This is a genomic window from Heyndrickxia sp. FSL W8-0496, from assembly GCF_038007825.1.
Lineage (GTDB): Bacteria > Bacillota > Bacilli > Bacillales > Bacillaceae_C > Heyndrickxia > Heyndrickxia oleronia.
On sequence record NZ_JBBOXX010000001.1, the window covers coordinates 4,210,490 to 4,226,457 of the forward strand.

The 15,968-nt window shown below is 34.0% G+C and carries 16 protein-coding genes and 4 pseudogenes; 7 read left to right on the forward strand and 13 right to left on the reverse strand.

Features of this window, described 5'->3' with window-relative positions:
- Positions 1 to 296 precede the first annotated feature (296 nt).
- From NST63_RS21355 to NST63_RS21365, 3 genes and pseudogenes are all read left to right on the forward strand, one after another.
- Complete coding sequence (locus tag NST63_RS21355) at positions 297 to 392, forward strand: YjcZ family sporulation protein (RefSeq protein WP_071977748.1); 96 nt, start codon at positions 297 to 299, stop codon at positions 390 to 392.
- Between the two features lie 121 nt (positions 393 to 513).
- Positions 514 to 585 (forward strand): annotated as a pseudogene (locus NST63_RS27835) (YjcZ family sporulation protein); the annotation flags it as partial.
- A gap of 72 nt (positions 586 to 657) precedes the next feature.
- Positions 658 to 852, forward strand: a complete 195-nt coding sequence (locus tag NST63_RS21365; RefSeq protein WP_212944174.1) for a hypothetical protein — start codon at positions 658 to 660, stop codon at positions 850 to 852.
- A 232-nt stretch (positions 853 to 1,084) separates the two neighbouring features.
- Here the strand turns inward: NST63_RS21365 and hmpA are convergent, their stop codons facing one another.
- Positions 1,085 to 2,305 carry an NO-inducible flavohemoprotein gene (hmpA, locus tag NST63_RS21370; RefSeq protein ID WP_341043685.1) on the reverse strand — a complete coding sequence of 407 codons (1,221 nt, stop codon included), beginning with the start codon at positions 2,303 to 2,305 and terminating at the stop codon, positions 1,085 to 1,087.
- A 250-nt stretch (positions 2,306 to 2,555) separates the two neighbouring features.
- A complete protein-coding gene (locus tag NST63_RS21375; RefSeq protein ID WP_341043687.1) occupies positions 2,556 to 3,575 on the reverse strand; it encodes an alpha/beta fold hydrolase in 1,020 nt (339 codons plus the stop codon).
- 142 nt (positions 3,576 to 3,717) lie between these two features.
- On the opposite strand from NST63_RS21375, the gene NST63_RS21380 reads away from it, so the two are divergent.
- Together NST63_RS21380 and NST63_RS21385 are read left to right on the forward strand one after the other, a co-directional pair.
- Positions 3,718 to 4,626: a LysR family transcriptional regulator gene (locus tag NST63_RS21380; RefSeq protein WP_341043689.1), complete on the forward strand. Its 909-nt coding sequence runs from the start codon at positions 3,718 to 3,720 to the stop codon at positions 4,624 to 4,626.
- Between the two features lie 78 nt (positions 4,627 to 4,704).
- A pseudogene (locus tag NST63_RS21385) lies at positions 4,705 to 4,839 on the forward strand (MFS transporter); the annotation flags it as partial.
- 171 nt (positions 4,840 to 5,010) lie between these two features.
- On the opposite strand, the gene NST63_RS21390 reads toward NST63_RS21385, so the two are convergent.
- The 9 genes and pseudogenes from NST63_RS21390 to NST63_RS21430 all read right to left on the reverse strand — a co-directional run bounded on the left by NST63_RS21390 (position 5,011) and on the right by NST63_RS21430 (position 12,802).
- Positions 5,011 to 5,556: a GNAT family N-acetyltransferase gene (locus NST63_RS21390; RefSeq protein ID WP_058006565.1), complete on the reverse strand. Its 546-nt coding sequence runs from the start codon at positions 5,554 to 5,556 to the stop codon at positions 5,011 to 5,013.
- A 349-nt stretch (positions 5,557 to 5,905) separates the two neighbouring features.
- Positions 5,906 to 6,957 (reverse strand): annotated as a pseudogene (locus NST63_RS21395) (flavin-containing monooxygenase).
- Positions 6,958 to 7,189: 232 nt separating this feature from the next.
- Complete coding sequence (locus NST63_RS21400; protein ID WP_341043690.1) at positions 7,190 to 7,669, reverse strand: hypothetical protein; 480 nt, start codon at positions 7,667 to 7,669, stop codon at positions 7,190 to 7,192.
- Positions 7,670 to 8,062: 393 nt separating this feature from the next.
- Positions 8,063 to 8,833, reverse strand: a complete 771-nt coding sequence (locus tag NST63_RS21405; protein ID WP_341043691.1) for a Cof-type HAD-IIB family hydrolase — start codon at positions 8,831 to 8,833, stop codon at positions 8,063 to 8,065.
- A gap of 159 nt (positions 8,834 to 8,992) precedes the next feature.
- Entirely contained in the window at positions 8,993 to 9,940 is a 948-nt protein-coding gene (locus tag NST63_RS21410; RefSeq protein WP_341043693.1) for a LacI family DNA-binding transcriptional regulator, read from the reverse strand.
- A 620-nt stretch (positions 9,941 to 10,560) separates the two neighbouring features.
- Positions 10,561 to 10,944 carry a VOC family protein gene (locus tag NST63_RS21415; protein ID WP_341043694.1) on the reverse strand — a complete coding sequence of 128 codons (384 nt, stop codon included), beginning with the start codon at positions 10,942 to 10,944 and terminating at the stop codon, positions 10,561 to 10,563.
- A 107-nt stretch (positions 10,945 to 11,051) separates the two neighbouring features.
- Positions 11,052 to 11,330 (reverse strand): ArsR/SmtB family transcription factor, encoded by a 279-nt coding sequence (locus NST63_RS21420; protein WP_058006352.1) that lies wholly within the window; start codon positions 11,328 to 11,330, stop codon positions 11,052 to 11,054.
- 305 nt (positions 11,331 to 11,635) lie between these two features.
- On the reverse strand, positions 11,636 to 11,830 hold the full coding sequence (locus NST63_RS21425) for a hypothetical protein (RefSeq protein ID WP_071977738.1): 195 nt from the start codon (positions 11,828 to 11,830) through the stop codon (positions 11,636 to 11,638).
- Between the two features lie 351 nt (positions 11,831 to 12,181).
- Positions 12,182 to 12,802, reverse strand: coding sequence for an NAD(P)-dependent oxidoreductase (locus tag NST63_RS21430; protein ID WP_341043695.1), 621 nt, complete (start codon positions 12,800 to 12,802; stop codon positions 12,182 to 12,184).
- Between the two features lie 559 nt (positions 12,803 to 13,361).
- Here NST63_RS21430 and NST63_RS21435 point away from each other — a divergent pair.
- A pseudogene (locus tag NST63_RS21435) lies at positions 13,362 to 13,646 on the forward strand (Rrf2 family transcriptional regulator); the annotation flags it as partial.
- A gap of 158 nt (positions 13,647 to 13,804) precedes the next feature.
- On the opposite strand, the gene NST63_RS21440 reads toward NST63_RS21435, so the two are convergent.
- Entirely contained in the window at positions 13,805 to 13,963 is a 159-nt protein-coding gene (locus tag NST63_RS21440) for a DUF3934 domain-containing protein (RefSeq protein ID WP_071977734.1), read from the reverse strand.
- Between the two features lie 551 nt (positions 13,964 to 14,514).
- Between NST63_RS21440 and NST63_RS21445 the strand changes: the two genes are divergently transcribed.
- Positions 14,515 to 14,715 carry a cold-shock protein gene (locus tag NST63_RS21445; RefSeq protein WP_058006349.1) on the forward strand — a complete coding sequence of 67 codons (201 nt, stop codon included), beginning with the start codon at positions 14,515 to 14,517 and terminating at the stop codon, positions 14,713 to 14,715.
- 714 nt (positions 14,716 to 15,429) lie between these two features.
- Here NST63_RS21445 and NST63_RS21450 read toward each other — a convergent pair.
- Positions 15,430 to 15,948: a GNAT family N-acetyltransferase gene (locus tag NST63_RS21450; protein ID WP_341043696.1), complete on the reverse strand. Its 519-nt coding sequence runs from the start codon at positions 15,946 to 15,948 to the stop codon at positions 15,430 to 15,432.
- Between the last annotated feature and the right edge of the window lie 20 nt (positions 15,949 to 15,968).

Genomic DNA, 15,968 nt, shown 5'->3' on the forward strand with positions numbered 1-15,968 from the left:
TTTACTATGGACAATGATCGGTTTAATCTACAATCTATAAATACAAATACACTCGTCCAAGCAAATTATTAAATTCTACATAATTTATATATTAGCTGCAGCCACCACCATAACAGGCACCTCCCAGAAAAAAGCGTATGTCTATTGCATACGCTTTTTTCCATAGGATTTAAATCTATTAGACAAACATGGATTTTCTACTTTTTATTACGTTTGTCCATTCCATAATATTAGGATTTACATAATGTAATAGTGGATAGATTATAGTATCTAGTTTATGAACAGGAGGTGTTAATATGGGTGGCACAGGAATGGGGTTTGCTTTAATTGTAGTATTGTTTATTTTGCTTATCATTGTAGGTACTTCTTATGTAGGAGGAGGTTATTATTAATTCTATTTGCTTAAAAACCTCCCTTCAATGGATGAATGAACTCTAAATCATTATATGGAGGTGAGTATATATGTGGGGTGGAACAGGTGGTTATAGTCATGGCGGAACCACATACGGTGGTGGCAGTTCCTTCGTATTAATCGTGGTATTGTTTATTTTGCTTATCATTGTAGGAACTTCCTTTTGGTCATAATGAGTGAACACACCACTTAAGGACAGAGGCTTCTGTCCTTTTGTTTAATCCAAAAAGAAAGGAAGTGAAATAATGAATCCAATGATGAGATATCGAGGCGAACCAGTTGAAGTAAGAATGCGTGACGGAAGAGTATATCGAGGAGTAATTAGTGGGGATCCACCTCCTGGAGGATTCTTCTTGATATCAGGTTTCAGAAGAAGATTTGTCCCATTTGCAGCAGTTATTTTCGTCTTTTCATTTCGCTTTAGACGACGTATTTTTTAAATCATCTTCAAAGGCCCTTCTCATTCGAGAGGGGCCTTCGTTGCAAGATTTTTCTCCATTAATTCTTAGTATCTCTTACACGTCAATAAGATTCTAATAGTAAAATGATCCTTATCATTATCAATGATGTTGGTAATACGAGTTAGATTGACTGTCTCCCTTAATTAATCATCATTGATTTACAACATTAGTTTAAATGCTCACTAATCAACCTTTAAATATTTAACATTCATTAATCCTCTCCCAAAATAGCCACTGGACTAAAGGATTCATAATGAATATGCTCCGCTGGTATACCCCATTCATTTAATATTTTAATAACGGAATCCATAAAAGGAATAGAACCACAAAAATAAAAATCAGCATTTTTGTCTGGTACATTAGATTTTAAAAATTCCAAATCAATATATCCTTCCTTATCAAAGTTTTTCTCCTGTTTATCCTCATTTGTTGGTGAATCATAACAAACCAATAATTTTAAGTTTGGATGATTGTTTTCTAATTGCTGAATATGGTCTTTAAAAGGATGATACTTACTATTCCGCGCTGCGTATAAAAATATTATTTTTCGATTAGGTTGTTCCGTTACAGCAGTATTTAACATACTAAGAACTGGGGTAATTCCAATACCACCACTAATCAAAACAACGGGTGTACTTTTGTTATATAAAACAAAATCTCCCGCTGGGGCAGAAAACTGAAGGATATCGTTGGTTTGAATTTGTTTATGTAAGTAATTCGAGACAATTCCTTCAGGTGTGTTCGGATGTTCATCCTCTCGTTTCACACTAATACGATAATAGTTGGTATTAGGAGCTTCAGAAAGGCTATAATGACGAATATGAGTATATTTTTCATTTGGAATTCTTGCCTTAATGGTAAGATATTGCCCAGGTTTATATGTTGCAATTCCTTTACCATCCTTGGGTTTTAAATAAAAGGATGTAACATCTTCGCTTTCTCTCACTTTTTTATCTACATAAAAATCTCTGTAGCCTTCCCATCCACCTTGTTGATGCTCAGTTTCTTCATAAAGCTTTTTTTCAATGCTAATAAACGCATCCGCAATATATCCATAAGCCTTACCCCATGCATCAATTATTTCTTCTGTAGCAGCTTCACCTAGTACATCCTTTACTGCTTGCAATAACGTTTCACCTACCACTGGATATTGATCAGGTGTGATACCAATTGCCCGATGTTTTTGGGATATTCTCTCTATTACAGGTTTGATTGCCTCAAGATTTGTTATATGTTCTCCGGCTGCATACACAGCATATCCTAAAGCTTCTTGTTGGAGCCCTCTTTTTTGGTTCGTTTGATTAAAAATGTTATTTAATTCAGGGGCTTTATCAAATAATAATGTATAAAACCTTTTCCCGATTTCTTTACTGTGTTGCTTTAACACAGGAGCAGTGGTTTGAACAATACTAATTGTGTTTTCATCAAGCATAATCGTCACCCTTTTAATATTAGTGTAAATATTCCTTTCATTCATCACGAAACACAATTAGTTTATCCTTTTCATAAGTAAATACTCGTTGTTTTCAGCAGTGGCCAGCCTGCCGAGGATTATACTACAAGAGATATAACTGAAATACATAAGAATCAAAAGAATTTCAAAACTATGCCGAATGTTTGATTCAATACAGTTTACATTTCAATGTCTGACATTTTCCACCGCAACAATAATTCATGATAATCTATTCATTTATACTTAGTGCCAATAAGCGTTTTAGATTGTCATCAATAAATTTATTATCGACGTTGTTGATTCCACGACCGGCAAAATGGCCCCAGATTGACTCAATAGGATTAAAAACAGCATTAGGTATAAGCGTAGCCTCGTATTTGTTCTCGTCCGCTGTACAGAATAAATCCGTGCTCCCTGGCATGATGCAGGCAAGCGCTTTAATGCTTTTGAGCGCCTCATCGAAATTTCCATTATAGGCAGGGTCTGCACTAATATCTGCAAATTGTCCTGTCCATAACATAGCAAGGACATTGTGCGGATCCATCTTCATAAAGCTATCTTCCCAGACACCAGCCACAAAACCTTTCAATGAGTCATATCCCATCTCCCGATAAAGTTCCTCTCTGTAAAACGCCTGCGATAAGCCCCAGCCAGCATAAACACGACCAACGGCGCGCATTTCTGCAGAGGTCAATTTATTAATTTTACTTGAATCAAAGCCAACTGCTGCCATGAGCGCTGCTTTCATTCCATCAAGAACTACATACGTTTGCGGCCAAGTCTTTGCCCCTCCGCAGAAAGGTGCAATTCGTTCTACCATGTCTGGATAACTTGCCCCCCATTGGAATGATTGAATGCCTCCCATTGACCATCCAACTACGAGAGCAATCTTTTGAATGCCGAATTTTTCAGTCACCAGCCGATATTGTAATTTAACATTGTCATAGATGGTTACCTGTGGAAAATTAGCCCGATCGAATGGAGGAGGTGTGTTACTAGGTGACGATGATAACCCATTTCCCAACAGATTTGGAACGATAATGAAATATTTCTGTGGGTCTAGTGCCATTCCGTTTCCAATCAACCATTCATTCTGAACATGCTGGTCGCCAAAAGCAGTTGGATAGATGATCACATTATCTTTCTTCTTATTCAATTTCCCATAAGTTTTATAAGCAAGAAAAGCATTTGGTAACGTCACTCCTGATTGCAAGGTTACGTCACCCAACTCAAAAATCTCATAATCCATGTATTGTCTCTCCCTTCAAAATGAAATACAAATATTTAAAATGTATTTCTTGTTGTTAGTATAAAGCCGTGGTAACCTCAATAAAAGTGAACAAAATTCAAAGTAGTATTCAAAAATATTGAAAGTAAATGGGGGTAGTATGATGGAATTGAGACAATTGAATACGTTCCGTACGGTTGCATCCACTTTAAATTTCAGTCGGGCAGCGGAAGTTCTGAACTACGTCCCCTCCAACGTCACAATGCAAATCAAAGCATTGGAGGAAGAGCTTGGTGTTCGTCTATTTGACCGATTGGGCAAGCAACTCGTTCTCACAACTGCTGGTAAGCGCTTTTTAACACATATTCAAAGTGTTCTAGACAAGTTGGACGAAGCCCGCAGTGTCATTCATGACAATGAAAATCTAAGCGGAACCCTAACGATAAGTGCCAACGAGGTTCTTTGCGCCTATCGACTTCCAGCAGTCTTTCAGCGATTTCGTTCGCGTTATCCAGGAGTTCGTCTCATCTTCCGCTCTGTTCCAAATCAGCATCTCAAGCAAACGCTCTTTGAGGGAACCGCAGATGTAGTATTTATGCTGGACGAACCCATTCTCTCAACAGGACTAACAGTGGAACCGTTGCTGGAAGAAACTTTCCGCTTTTTCGTCGCTCCCGACCATCGTCTTGCGAAATTATCTGTTTTACAGCAGGAGGATTTTCATGGAGAGGTATTCCTAGTTAATGAAAAGGGTTGTACCTATCGGACCATGTTTGACCGGTCATTTGAGCAAAAGGGCATTGATAATATTACTTATTTAGAGTTTCAAAATGCCGAAGCCATTAAACAATGTGCAATTGCGGGAATCGGTACTGCCTTTCTTCCTGAAATAACAGCAGAAGCGGAAGTGGAACGGGGTGAACTTGTTACTCTTCCATGGCATATTCCAGACTTGCACGTTTATACTCATATGGCATGGCATAAAGACAAGTGGCTTTCCCCGATCATATTATCCTTCTTAGAAGCAGCAAGGGAGGTTATAGCTCTAGAGGATCCGAATAAAACCGTTTAGCCTAATCATTGACATTTTACTCACTTCTGTTGCGTAGGTTATTTTGTAGAAATTTAATACTTACATTTAGTAGTAAGGCATACTTACTATAAATTTAATAGTGAAGTAACTTTACTTATTGGAACAGCTCTGCCATTAATCGCTTTAATCGTTCATTTCATAAATAATACTACATTAAAGGAATCAAAAACCAAAAGTAAATACTTGAACTAATAATGAATGTACCCCAAAAGTTAGGACAAAAATCTAAACTTTTGGGGTAGCATTATTTCGACATCAGGAACCTATTGAAATTAACTTCCAAATAGTTGATACTCTATCTTCTATGAAAAAAGAGTGATACCCAGTAACTCTTTAAAAAAGTACCAACATCCATTTATAGGCTTACACATCCAAGCTGTTGATGATAGCCAATATTTGATGATCTGTCCATTTGCCATTAATCCTTAGATTCTCTTTAGCTATACCTTCTTTTTTAAACCCTACTTTTTCTAATACACGAATAGATGCTATATTGTCAGGCATTGCTCCTGCTTCAATTCTATGTAACTTTAATTCTCTAAAAGCAAAGTCTACAACAAGTTGAAGAGCTTCCGTTGTGTAGCCTTTTCCATTATACTCCTTATCTAAGGTAAATCCTGTATAACAGCTTTGAAGGTCTCCCCTAGTAATTTGAGTTAATGAAATGTCTCCGATAAGTTTATCATTGGCTTTTAAAAAGATTCCAAAGGGATATAATTGCCCTTCATCTGTCTTTTTTAATGCCTGTTGAAGGCGTATTTTTTGATATTCCTCTGTATAAAAGGCTTCTGGGAGTAATGGGCTAACTCTTTGAAAAAATTCGCGATTTCTAGTTTGTAAGCTAGCCAACTCGCTGGCGTCAGAAATTTTGTAAAGTCGAAGATAAATTTGATCCCCTACTAGCTTCATAGAACCCCTCCAACATCTTTTTACTACCATTTTATTCTAGTTATTAAAGAGTATGATGTATATTATTATCTTCATGTAAATTTTTATTGTGCTCTTTTAGCACAAAAAGAAAAGCTGATTTTAACTCTTGTTAGTCAGTTCTCCCCACACTCGTTTAAGTGTCTTTATTTATAAACTATCAATCTAAAAATAAAAATTAAAAAGCGTTAATCTATCTAGATCAACGCCATGATTCATTTAAGTGTAATTATTACTTTTTCTAAAGAACACTGAACATCTGATAATAGTTTAATTCCTCCTTATTTCAGTAAGCATTTTTCCTAAGCGAGCAAGTTTCCTTTTACATACTTCAATTCTTTGCATTCTTAATACTCATTAAATTGTTTACAATATATTCTGCATCGTAGCCAACTCCTTGAAGTAAGGCGGAACCACGTCGATATTGCCAAGGTAGGCCAATAAAGTAAAGACCATCTATTGACGTTTTCCCTCGATCATGTATGAGTTTTCCATCCTTGTCGAAAAGTTCCTGTATATTCAGCCAGGGTAATTGATACTTAAAGCCAGTAGCCCAAATAATGTTATTAAAAGTTAAAGCTGAAAAATCATTAAAAATTATTTTATCGTCTTGAACATCTATTGCCCTTTCTTTTAACACTACATTATTCTTCTTTATTTCATGTTTTAATTCATACCCGAATATAGGGTCACCATTCTTTTGCATAATCTTTCCGATTAAAGATGAATGATTTGCTTTTAAAATACCAAACCTATCAAACCACCAAAAGATGCTTTTTTTATTAAAAATTAGTGGTAGGAACTTGAAATTTTTACTATGAGATAAAAAGGTCTTTCTTTGCTTAGATAACTCAACGGCAATCTGAGCACCACTATTTCCACCACCTACCACTAAAACATTTCCATCTGCAAGCTGTGAAGGGTTTTTATACTCAGAAGAGTGTATTTGGAAGATTTTATCTGATATTTTTTTAGAAAAGGTCGGAATGTTTGGTGTCTGAAAAGGTCCTGTAGCAATAATAAGATTTTTGGTCAAAAATTCCTCTTTATTAGTTCCAACTTGATAATAATTACTTTTCTTAGAAACACTTGTAACTTCAGTATTTAATTTAATTGGTAACTCATACTTTTGTACATACGTCTTTAAATACAAGGCAATTTCATTTTTATTCGGAAAACCATGTTGTCTCCCGCCATTTCCATACCAGGTAAAGAGCTATACATACGTGGTGTAAATAATACTAAGGAGTCATATCTCTCCTTCCAGCTCTCTCCAATCTCCGAGCTTTTATCAAGAATAAGAAATTTTTTTGATGTTTTTTTTAAATAATATCCAATAGAAATACCTGCCTGACCAGCACCTATAATGATAGTTTCATACATTGTTAAAAACACCTCGATATAATATGAATATAAGTTCATATATTCTTATTATGTGTAAAAAGATAATAATTCAACTAAAAATTAACAATTTTCCCTTTGGACTTATTCCTCTAGTATGCACATTCCTTTATAAGACTAAAGCATCCCTTATTAAAGGAATGCCCCATCGCTAGCTGAAAAAGAAACGGTGCCCCTTCCTTAAAGTACCGATTACAATTTGCAGAATAAAATTTTATTTACTTTTCAATATTTTTAAAAGTTGCAATCCATCTGATGAGAAACCGCTATAGGAACCCATCCATTTGGGATATTTAATTGGAATTGCTGTTATTAAAAATTGGGTTATACTAAACACAGTTATTCTTTGAAAAAGAGAATGAAAAACACCATCCGAAGTTGCGAACCATAGCCAGAAAGAGATAAGCGAGAGGATTAAGGACATCAAAGGTCCTCCAATAAAAAACGCCAACTCTTGATTTTTCTTTAAGTCTCCTTCTGAATAACAACAGCCAAAATAGGACCATTGAATATGAAAATCAAGTCTTCCAATATGGAAATTCTTCTTATTTTCTTTTTCATTAAATTTACCTAAATAAATAGAAGCTCGCGCACCTGATGATAAAACGACACCAAGACCGTGACCTACTTCATGCAATAATACACACATTGGAATAATTAAGATATAAGAAATGGCAAATAGTAAAATCCCCATCACCCCTTCTTTAGTCGAGCAACAGAAAAAGGCAAACTCCTTAATATACGAACGCATCCAGTACCTAAAGTACAAATTACGATAAAAGCAAATCCCTATGTAAATACCTTTCACATGATTGAATCTCTATTTTTTCGTTCGTAATCTATTTACGAATGAACAATAAATTGGTTTCATCTTGTTCTACTAATCTACCTCAATAAAGAAATAACAAGCTCTTATTTTCGCAGTTTTCCTTACTATTTCTACCTTACTTGATCGATCTAATAGATTTGATATGTAATTAATCGTAACAAATAAAAATAGAAAAGTACTTAAAGAAGGAGGTGAATACGTTGAAGAGTCTTCGAGAATTTTTTCGATGTGTATATAAATTTTTATGTATTTCTCCTGTTATATTAATAACAAGCTCTTAAGAGCATTGTAAATTCCATGTTCATCACAACTATCAGTAATTATATTGGCTTTCTCTTTAACTTTGGTTTCCGCATTTCCCATTGCCACACCAATTCCCGAAAATTCTATTAATTCAATGTCATTCATGCCTTCTCCGAAAAAGACAATATCTTCAGGCTTAAATCCATTTTCTTTTGCGATTTTCAAAACTGTAGTTGCTTTTGATCCCTCTCTAGGTATGACATCTACACCAAATTTGTGCCAACTCACATATCTGAATTCATTGATAGTGTAAATCTGAAGATCTTCTGGCTTGCAGAAAAGCATAGCTTGAATAATTGGGTTTTTACTCCAAAACATTCCATCATAATCAGGGAGGGACCATCCTAAACCTTCGTAAGCTTTAATTAACGACTCCCCAGGTTCCTCGAAATGTCTTTTTAATCCGTTCTCTGCTTGGAACACAATCTGATCATTGTTTTCCGTCGCAATTTCAATTAGTTTCACCATAGATTCTTTTGAGAATATTACCTCATGTGCTAATTCATGACCTACATAGCCGACCGATCCATTACATAATACATATGTATCAATTTCAAGTTCGTCAACAATCGATTTTGCTGTTGTATAGTCCCTTCCTGTAGCGATGCCGATGTCATGTCCTTTTTCTTTAAGGGAACTCAAAGCTTGTTTGGTACTGTCGAGAATCTTCATTTCTGTCGTTAATAATGTTCCATCAATGTCAAAGACAATAAATTTCTTATGCATTTTCTGTCACCACATTATGCTATATTTTTTTGATCTTACTATATACCAATTTATATAAAATTCGCCATTTTTTGTTCACCTAACATCTCATAGACTTCTACACGATGAAATGCTCATTCATCGTTAAGTTTTATAACTTGTCTTTCCACATCTATATCGTTAAATAGATTCTCTTTCTACAATGCGATAAGGTATTTTTACTTTTTCTTTCGATTTTTTTATCACTAGACTACAAGCTTGTTCACCGATTTTCGTTAACTGGTGATCTACTGTAGAAATCCCCATACCGATACCAATTGGTTGATTTTCTTGACCAATGATTGCTAAATCAGCAGGGATTTTCAATTGTTTAGACTTGGCATATAAATAGATACCACCAGCCACTTCATCACCATTCGCATAGATTGCTGTTGGTCTTTCAATTAGATGCAGGAATTGCTCCGCTGCTTTAAATCCGTCTTCTAAGCAGTGACACCCTGAGATATGATATTCAGGGTGAAGTTCACCAAAAATTTCATTATAAGCATCAATCATTTGCTTTGTGCTATTGCTTTCAAGCCTAGCTGTTGTGAAAGCTACCGCAAAATGTCCTTTGCTTTTTAATAATTGAAAAGCCTCTAGATAAGAAGAATAGCGGTCCATATAGGAACATCCAATTTCATTGTGCTGCGTATATTCACAAGATACGATTGTACCATAATCGCTATATGGAATGATCGTTTCCCAATCATTTGCTCTTGAAGTAATAATGATGCCATCATATAGTTTGCTTTTTAATTTTTGTAAATACTCTACTTCTTTTGCTTTACTATAATTTGAAGGAAGCACCGTAATCGCATAATCATTCTCTAATGCCTTGTTCAGTACACCGTTTAATATTTGATCAAATGCTGGATTATTGTTATATGGCAAAATAACTCCTATTGTTCTTGTTTCTCCTCGAATTAAATCAATGGCATTTTTATTAGGTGTATAGTTCATTTCTTCAATAACTTTAAGAACAGACTCTCTTTTATCTCTAGCAACATACTTATAATTGTTAAGAACTCTAGAAACAGTAGAGACTGATACACCTGCTAATCTAGCAATATCGTTAATATTTGTCATTACATTACCTCCAACATATATCGGCAAGGAAACTTACGCATTTACTTTCAAATTCAGAAAACTTTTTTTATAAAGGGGATTTCCATTGAATGCCTATCTTACCGCAATTCTGTGTTCTCTTAAGATAAGTGTAGAATGTTCAATCTCATCCATTTCTCCTTCAAACCAAAAAGACCTTTCGATATTTATTAGTTTAGGGCTTACTATATATAATCTTTCTTTGGTTCATACTAAATCTCCAAAGTATATATTTTGTATTCCATCAAAGATTTCTAATAATCCTGTAAGAATAGATAGTACATTCATCTCGCTGAATGATAAATTTTCTATTCATGATTCTTCTTCCTTCGTTAAAAAATAGCTTACCTTCAATCTAATTTATGAAATGCATTTCAAGTCAAGAAAAAAAGGAAACTTATTTTTTTTAGGGATCCAATTAATCTGGAATAAGGAGTAATGCTATCTATTATTAAATTAACATACCCTGTTAGTGGACCAAAAAAAAGAGCTAATTAACTGTTGTTAATCAGCTCTAGCCCCTGACAATACTCAGAATGTTACATTTTCATTGTATAATAACAATGTTATTCATTTCTAACAATTAGAACAGGGAAAACATATTACTGCTGGATTATCTGAATTAAGTTTCCACAAGAATCGTCGAAGACAGCTATTGTGTCTTCTCCCATTTTTTTCGGCTCCATAGTAAACCTCACGCCGTTTTCCGATAATCGTTCGTACTCTTTATGAATATCCTCAACACCAAACATTGTTGCCGGGATACCATCGGCATATATTTTCTTTTGATACTCCTGGGCAGCAGGATGATTGTTCGGTTCGAGTATAAGCTCGGTTCCATATTGATCTTCTGGAGAAACAAGAGCTATCCACCTAAATTCTCCGACGGGAACGTCATGCTTTTTTTCAAAACCCAACTTTTCTGTATAAAACTTTAATGCCTTCTCTTGATCTTGTACAAATAAACTGGTAACAATGATTTTCATGATGTTTTGCCTCCTTTGATATTATGACGCAAGGTACTATGCTAACAATCTAGCTTCAAGTAAAACGACTACACATCTGTCAGAATTCCTGTTCAAGATTTATAAAACTACTCTATCCATCTTTCCAACAAATTTTTAAGTGGTTCGTTGTTGAAAATAATTACTCGATATTTTCCCTTTCGTTTTGATTTTATGAGTCCTGCACCTTCCAATGTAGAAAGATGTTTAGCTATCGCCTGTCTCGAAATGGAAAGGTTATGATTCATAATAAGACGTGCAGTAAGTTCATACAACGTCATCTCGTTGCGTTCGGATAATTCGTCTAATATAAGTCGGCGAGTTGAGTCGCTAAGAGCTTTGAATATAGTATCTTTATCCCATTTCATATTTTCAGTATATGCAACTTTTTGGTTGCTGTAAAGATTAAGCAACTTTTTGGTTACCTATCATATATAAGCATTTCTATGGTTCCTTGATAAAAAAACGTATCATGCAATCTCAACAGTTAAATTCATACAAAAAGTAGGTTTAATGTTTTTATATTTTTAACATGTTCTTCTTCAACTATCCTCTTCCTTTAGCACAAAGACTGAAAATCGCTCCTTATTGCAAAAAATGTTTGTACTATGTGCGTTAGTACCTCTCTTTAACAATTTTTACTCCTATGATATTCCTCCTACTTCCTTTGCATTTATTCCATAAAAAAATTCCCTTTATGAAAAAAATTCTTAAGAAGTTCACTTTCATTTACCGATATACTATACTTTAAATCTTTCGTTCTCAATACAAACTCTTTTACTCCAATAAATTCTGATTCGGCAATCAAATAAAATTGTGTTCCTTTTTTATACCCATTGAATTGCCTTTTAAGTGTATATAACTTCATTGATAACCTCTATGGTAAGTTAATATGATTTTTGTTTGTGTTTTTTGGATCTCTTCGTAAACTTTGTTGCGCTCTGTATTATTTGTGTGAATTCGGACATGTAGAGCAAATCTAGGTAATCGAGTCCGAATCAGATCCCTTAAGCCTAAAAAGACTATTATTAAATAAAGGTTCAAAAAACACCCATTCCGAATACAGCCTTTTATATACGGAATTATACCATTAATAATAGCTGTGAAATCGTATACCCTTCTTCAATTAAACTGCCCTTTTAATGGAAATGAAGCAGCAACTCCTTTATTTATTCAACTAAAAGTGCGTTTCTAAAATAGATAGTGTAAGAAATTATTATTAGTAGGCAATCCCTACACGCATTTTTATATAATCGCTACTTTTTATTTGGCTAAATGCAAATTCAGCAGTATCCGACACTGAAATTTTAATACCACCCTCCGGCAAAAAATGACTAACTGTTCGATATTTTCCTAACCTTTCTCCATCCGGTAAATATGTAGGACAAACAATCGTCCATTCAAGTTTTGATTGTTTAAGCATATTGTAGACTTTATGATGTTCTTCGGCTGCACGTGCTGATTTTTGCTTAGATTCACTTGACTGATAACGTAATAAATGTGGGCTAGTCCTACTTTGCAAGATTCCAGCCGTTCCTATAGTAATAATTCTTAGTATATCTTTATTTTCCATTGCTTCAATGATAAACGGCATGCTTTTTGATAAAGTAGTTGTCCCATCTGTATTGAGTGCACTAATAACCCCATCAATTCCATGCAGTGCGCGTACAATATCATCTTTATTTAAAACATTTCCTTGAAGGATAGTTAAATTTACATGATTTAACTGAATCTTTTCTGGAGTCCGAACTAATACAGTTACATGATGTCCGTCATCAAGTGCATAAGTAACTATTCGGCCCCCAACTCGTCCAGTTCCACCTAAAATTAATATATTCATTAAAACGAATCTCCTTTTAAGAATCAACATATTACACTAAACTATTATATCTTCTATTTTAAATAAGTTAGGGTTACTTTTAAGTATATAATTTCACAATCACTTTAAATTTAGGTAAGGGATCTAATTCTGTTTAGTGATAATAAAATTATTGAATTTAAGTTTTAAAAGATACGAACCCTTCTACATTTTATTGTAGTGTAAGGCACCTTAAAGTTGTTTAATTTCTATTGAAATCAATGTGTTTACTGTACAAAAATGAATAATTAAGTTGTTTAATACTTATTCAACTCACTCAGTTTGATAAGAATATCTTCACAATCTTTTGTAGATCATACAAAAAAGACGCATTATCACTAAAGAAAAGCGCCCGATTGCTGATTCTAAATATTATTTAATGTTTCCGAAACGAACACCATAAGATGTGTTACTGAGAGTTATTATTTTCAGTTGCTGTGTTCCCCATTGCAATAGAAATTCTATTCCAATTGTTGATTTGATTGATTATAAGAACTAGGTCAACATATTGCTTTTCATCATAATATTCACGTACTTGTCGTCTCTAGAAGATATTTCCTTTTGGGATGTAGTTGAAGCAGTTGAAGGCCCTAAGCCTATTTTTCAATGTAAAAACATTAAAGATAATGGTTTTTTGTATAGAGAAAGCTGCTGTTCAGCTCCCTCCTTTTGCACCATCAATTTAGTTATGCTTTCTGCGGAAGAAAAAATGCATGATTATTTACGTAGTAAAACTCTTTCATGGTTAAGTGTAGAGCTTGATCGTGTCTTACCCAAACAAATGCGTGAAGATACTCGAAAATATTTTTCGAAAAGTAGCATATAAAAAAATCTCTCATGTAATTCCTTAATTAAGAGGAATTAAGAGAGGTTTTTTCTTAGTTCAAAGGAAAAGTATCTTTTCATTGTCAACCGGATAATCCACGCTTAGATTGCTTGTATACCGTATTTGTTCCACACTTATCTAAATATTGATAAGTGACTTTAGCTATTGCTCGTGGGGTCATTTTTTAAAACTTTTTTTGTACCTTTACTGATATATGGTTTTGCACTCTTTTTTCTGTTTTTACTAGCTTGCCAACGATTCCACCCCTTTTTGTCTGTTCCTCTCCCTGTACCGCCTTTTCCTTTAGCTTTACTCATAAAATCACTCCATTATTTTTCTAAGTTGGTATACCTATCGAGTTAGTATTAGTCATTTTACTAGGCTATTAACCATACATCTTGGTAATTCTGAATTGACAATTGCTACTATAGAATGAATGCCGGAATGATTATACGCTCCTGCTACTCCATTGATATAAATGATTTTTATTTATGTATGAAAAAATCAATGGTCTAATGCAAACTCGACTGCTTCCTTGTATGTAATATCTCAAGTATTTTCAAACATTATTTTCACTCCTTAAAAAGGGTAAACCATTTTCTCTATTACCACAAGCTTCGAAGAGTATAGTTTCCAACCACAATTTTTGCTACCCTGCCCAAATTTCTTCTAAGTGCAAGTACATAATGATTAAAAGAAATCAACGAAGCCGAAAGAGTTTGCAAGCTTTTTCATTTTCTGTTATGATAAAGAAGAATTATTTTTGTTCGGTGTAAAGGATAGTATAAGTGTCGACTTTTCGTCTTGATGATCACTTTGGGCAAGGATAGTAACACATTGTGTGGTTACACACTAGGAGGCAACATAAATGGAACAAGGTACAGTTAAATGGTTTAATTCAGACAAAGGTTTTGGTTTTATCGAGCGTGCTAATGGAGGCGACGTATTCGTACACTTCTCAGCTATCCAAAGTGAAGGTTTCAAATCTTTAGACGAAGGTCAAAAGGTAACATTTGACGTTGAGCAAGGACCTCGTGGAGATCAAGCAGCTAACGTTCAAAAAGCTTAATCTAAATAAAATTGTACAAACAGGCCCTATTTCATAGAGCCTGTTTTTTTTATGTATTTCTAGATTATTCTTAAATAAAAATAACCTACTCAACGATCGAGTAGGAATCTAAAACAGGTACCGTAAAATGATTTTAAGCTTTAAAAGGTTCACTACAGTATAACATATTTATTAACAACATACAGAGCTTTCATCCACCATTCAAAAATTAATTTGAAAGTATGTATTTCCCTTACGAGCTAAACTACCCCGTAATCGAATAAAAAATGTCACCAAATTGTCAGCTAGGTTTTAATTACTTGCACTCGTAAGTGTTATTAATATATCTTTGGTATTTATGTGTTTTATATTATTTATGTAATCTGATTGTCCCTCGTTTATTAACATCTCATATAACCTGTCTGTTACAAGGGTAATGTTAGGGTTATCTTTAAAATCGGATAATCTTTTCCAAACGTCTAAATATTCTATATCCCCTTCAATCCCTTGAATGATTTCCTATTCATAAGCATTGTTATAAAGAGACTTGGATACATATATTAAATCAAATTCATACCCCACATCTCCATACCAAGGATCAATGATCCCTTGCAAAGTTAGTTCAATAGTATCTTGATTTTTTTCTTCTTTGACCTCACCAATCACAGCTGCTTTACTGTCCTAACCGTATTCAATGGTTTCTCCAACTGGTTGGTAATCAACATGCACAAAAAATCAAATGATTGTTTTGGTCATAATCATGTCCGTTTGTTCTTCATCACCCATATAAAAAGAGTGGGATCCCCTTTGAACAAACCCCATTTTCTTATAAAAAGCGATAGCATTTTCATTTTTTTCCCATACACCTAGCCAGATTTTCTTTTTATTACATTTCATCGCACTTTCAATCGCTATATTTAGCAGATATTTACCAAGCCCATGTTTTTGAAATTTTTTCTTTATATAAATTCTCTCGATTTCAAGTGATTCATCACCCATATCTTCAGACTGAGCATCATTGATATTAACCTTTAAATATCCGGCGACTTCATTTTGAAAATAAACAAAAAAGAATTGAGAAGAACTGTTCGATAATTCTTTCTCTAATTGTTTTAAAGTAAAAGCCTTTTTCAAATAAGCATCCATATTTTCGGGAGAATTCTGATGTTTAAATGTCTCATTAAATGTTTCGTAACTAATCTCTTGAAGTTCTTGTAAGTCTTGAAGGGTACACTGTTTGATATTTATAGTCATTATAAAATGTCTCTCCTTTA

Bases quoted from the DNA above. Each gene is read 5' to 3' on its own strand.
- NST63_RS21355 (WP_071977748.1), top strand. From the start codon at position 297: ATGGGTGGCACAGGAATGGGGTTTGCTTTAATTGTAGTATTGTTTATT.
- NST63_RS21365 (WP_212944174.1), top strand. From the start codon at position 658: ATGAATCCAATGATGAGATATCGAGGCGAACCAGTTGAAGTAAGAATG.
- hmpA (WP_341043685.1), bottom strand. From the start codon at position 2,305: ATGCTTGATGAAAACACAATTAGTATTGTTCAAACCACTGCTCCTGTG.
- NST63_RS21375 (WP_341043687.1), bottom strand. From the start codon at position 3,575: ATGGATTATGAGATTTTTGAGTTGGGTGACGTAACCTTGCAATCAGGA.
- NST63_RS21380 (WP_341043689.1), top strand. From the start codon at position 3,718: ATGGAATTGAGACAATTGAATACGTTCCGTACGGTTGCATCCACTTTA.
- NST63_RS21390 (WP_058006565.1), bottom strand. From the start codon at position 5,556: ATGAAGCTAGTAGGGGATCAAATTTATCTTCGACTTTACAAAATTTCT.
- NST63_RS21400 (WP_341043690.1), bottom strand. From the start codon at position 7,669: ATGGGGATTTTACTATTTGCCATTTCTTATATCTTAATTATTCCAATG.
- NST63_RS21405 (WP_341043691.1), bottom strand. From the start codon at position 8,833: ATGCATAAGAAATTTATTGTCTTTGACATTGATGGAACATTATTAACG.
- NST63_RS21410 (WP_341043693.1), bottom strand. From the start codon at position 9,940: ATGACAAATATTAACGATATTGCTAGATTAGCAGGTGTATCAGTCTCT.
- NST63_RS21415 (WP_341043694.1), bottom strand. From the start codon at position 10,944: ATGAAAATCATTGTTACCAGTTTATTTGTACAAGATCAAGAGAAGGCA.
- NST63_RS21420 (WP_058006352.1), bottom strand. From the start codon at position 11,330: ATGAAATGGGATAAAGATACTATATTCAAAGCTCTTAGCGACTCAACT.
- NST63_RS21425 (WP_071977738.1), bottom strand. From the start codon at position 11,830: ATGAAGTTATATACACTTAAAAGGCAATTCAATGGGTATAAAAAAGGA.
- NST63_RS21430 (WP_341043695.1), bottom strand. From the start codon at position 12,802: ATGAATATATTAATTTTAGGTGGAACTGGACGAGTTGGGGGCCGAATA.
- NST63_RS21440 (WP_071977734.1), bottom strand. From the start codon at position 13,963: ATGAGTAAAGCTAAAGGAAAAGGCGGTACAGGGAGAGGAACAGACAAA.
- NST63_RS21445 (WP_058006349.1), top strand. From the start codon at position 14,515: ATGGAACAAGGTACAGTTAAATGGTTTAATTCAGACAAAGGTTTTGGT.
- NST63_RS21450 (WP_341043696.1), bottom strand. From the start codon at position 15,948: ATGACTATAAATATCAAACAGTGTACCCTTCAAGACTTACAAGAACTT.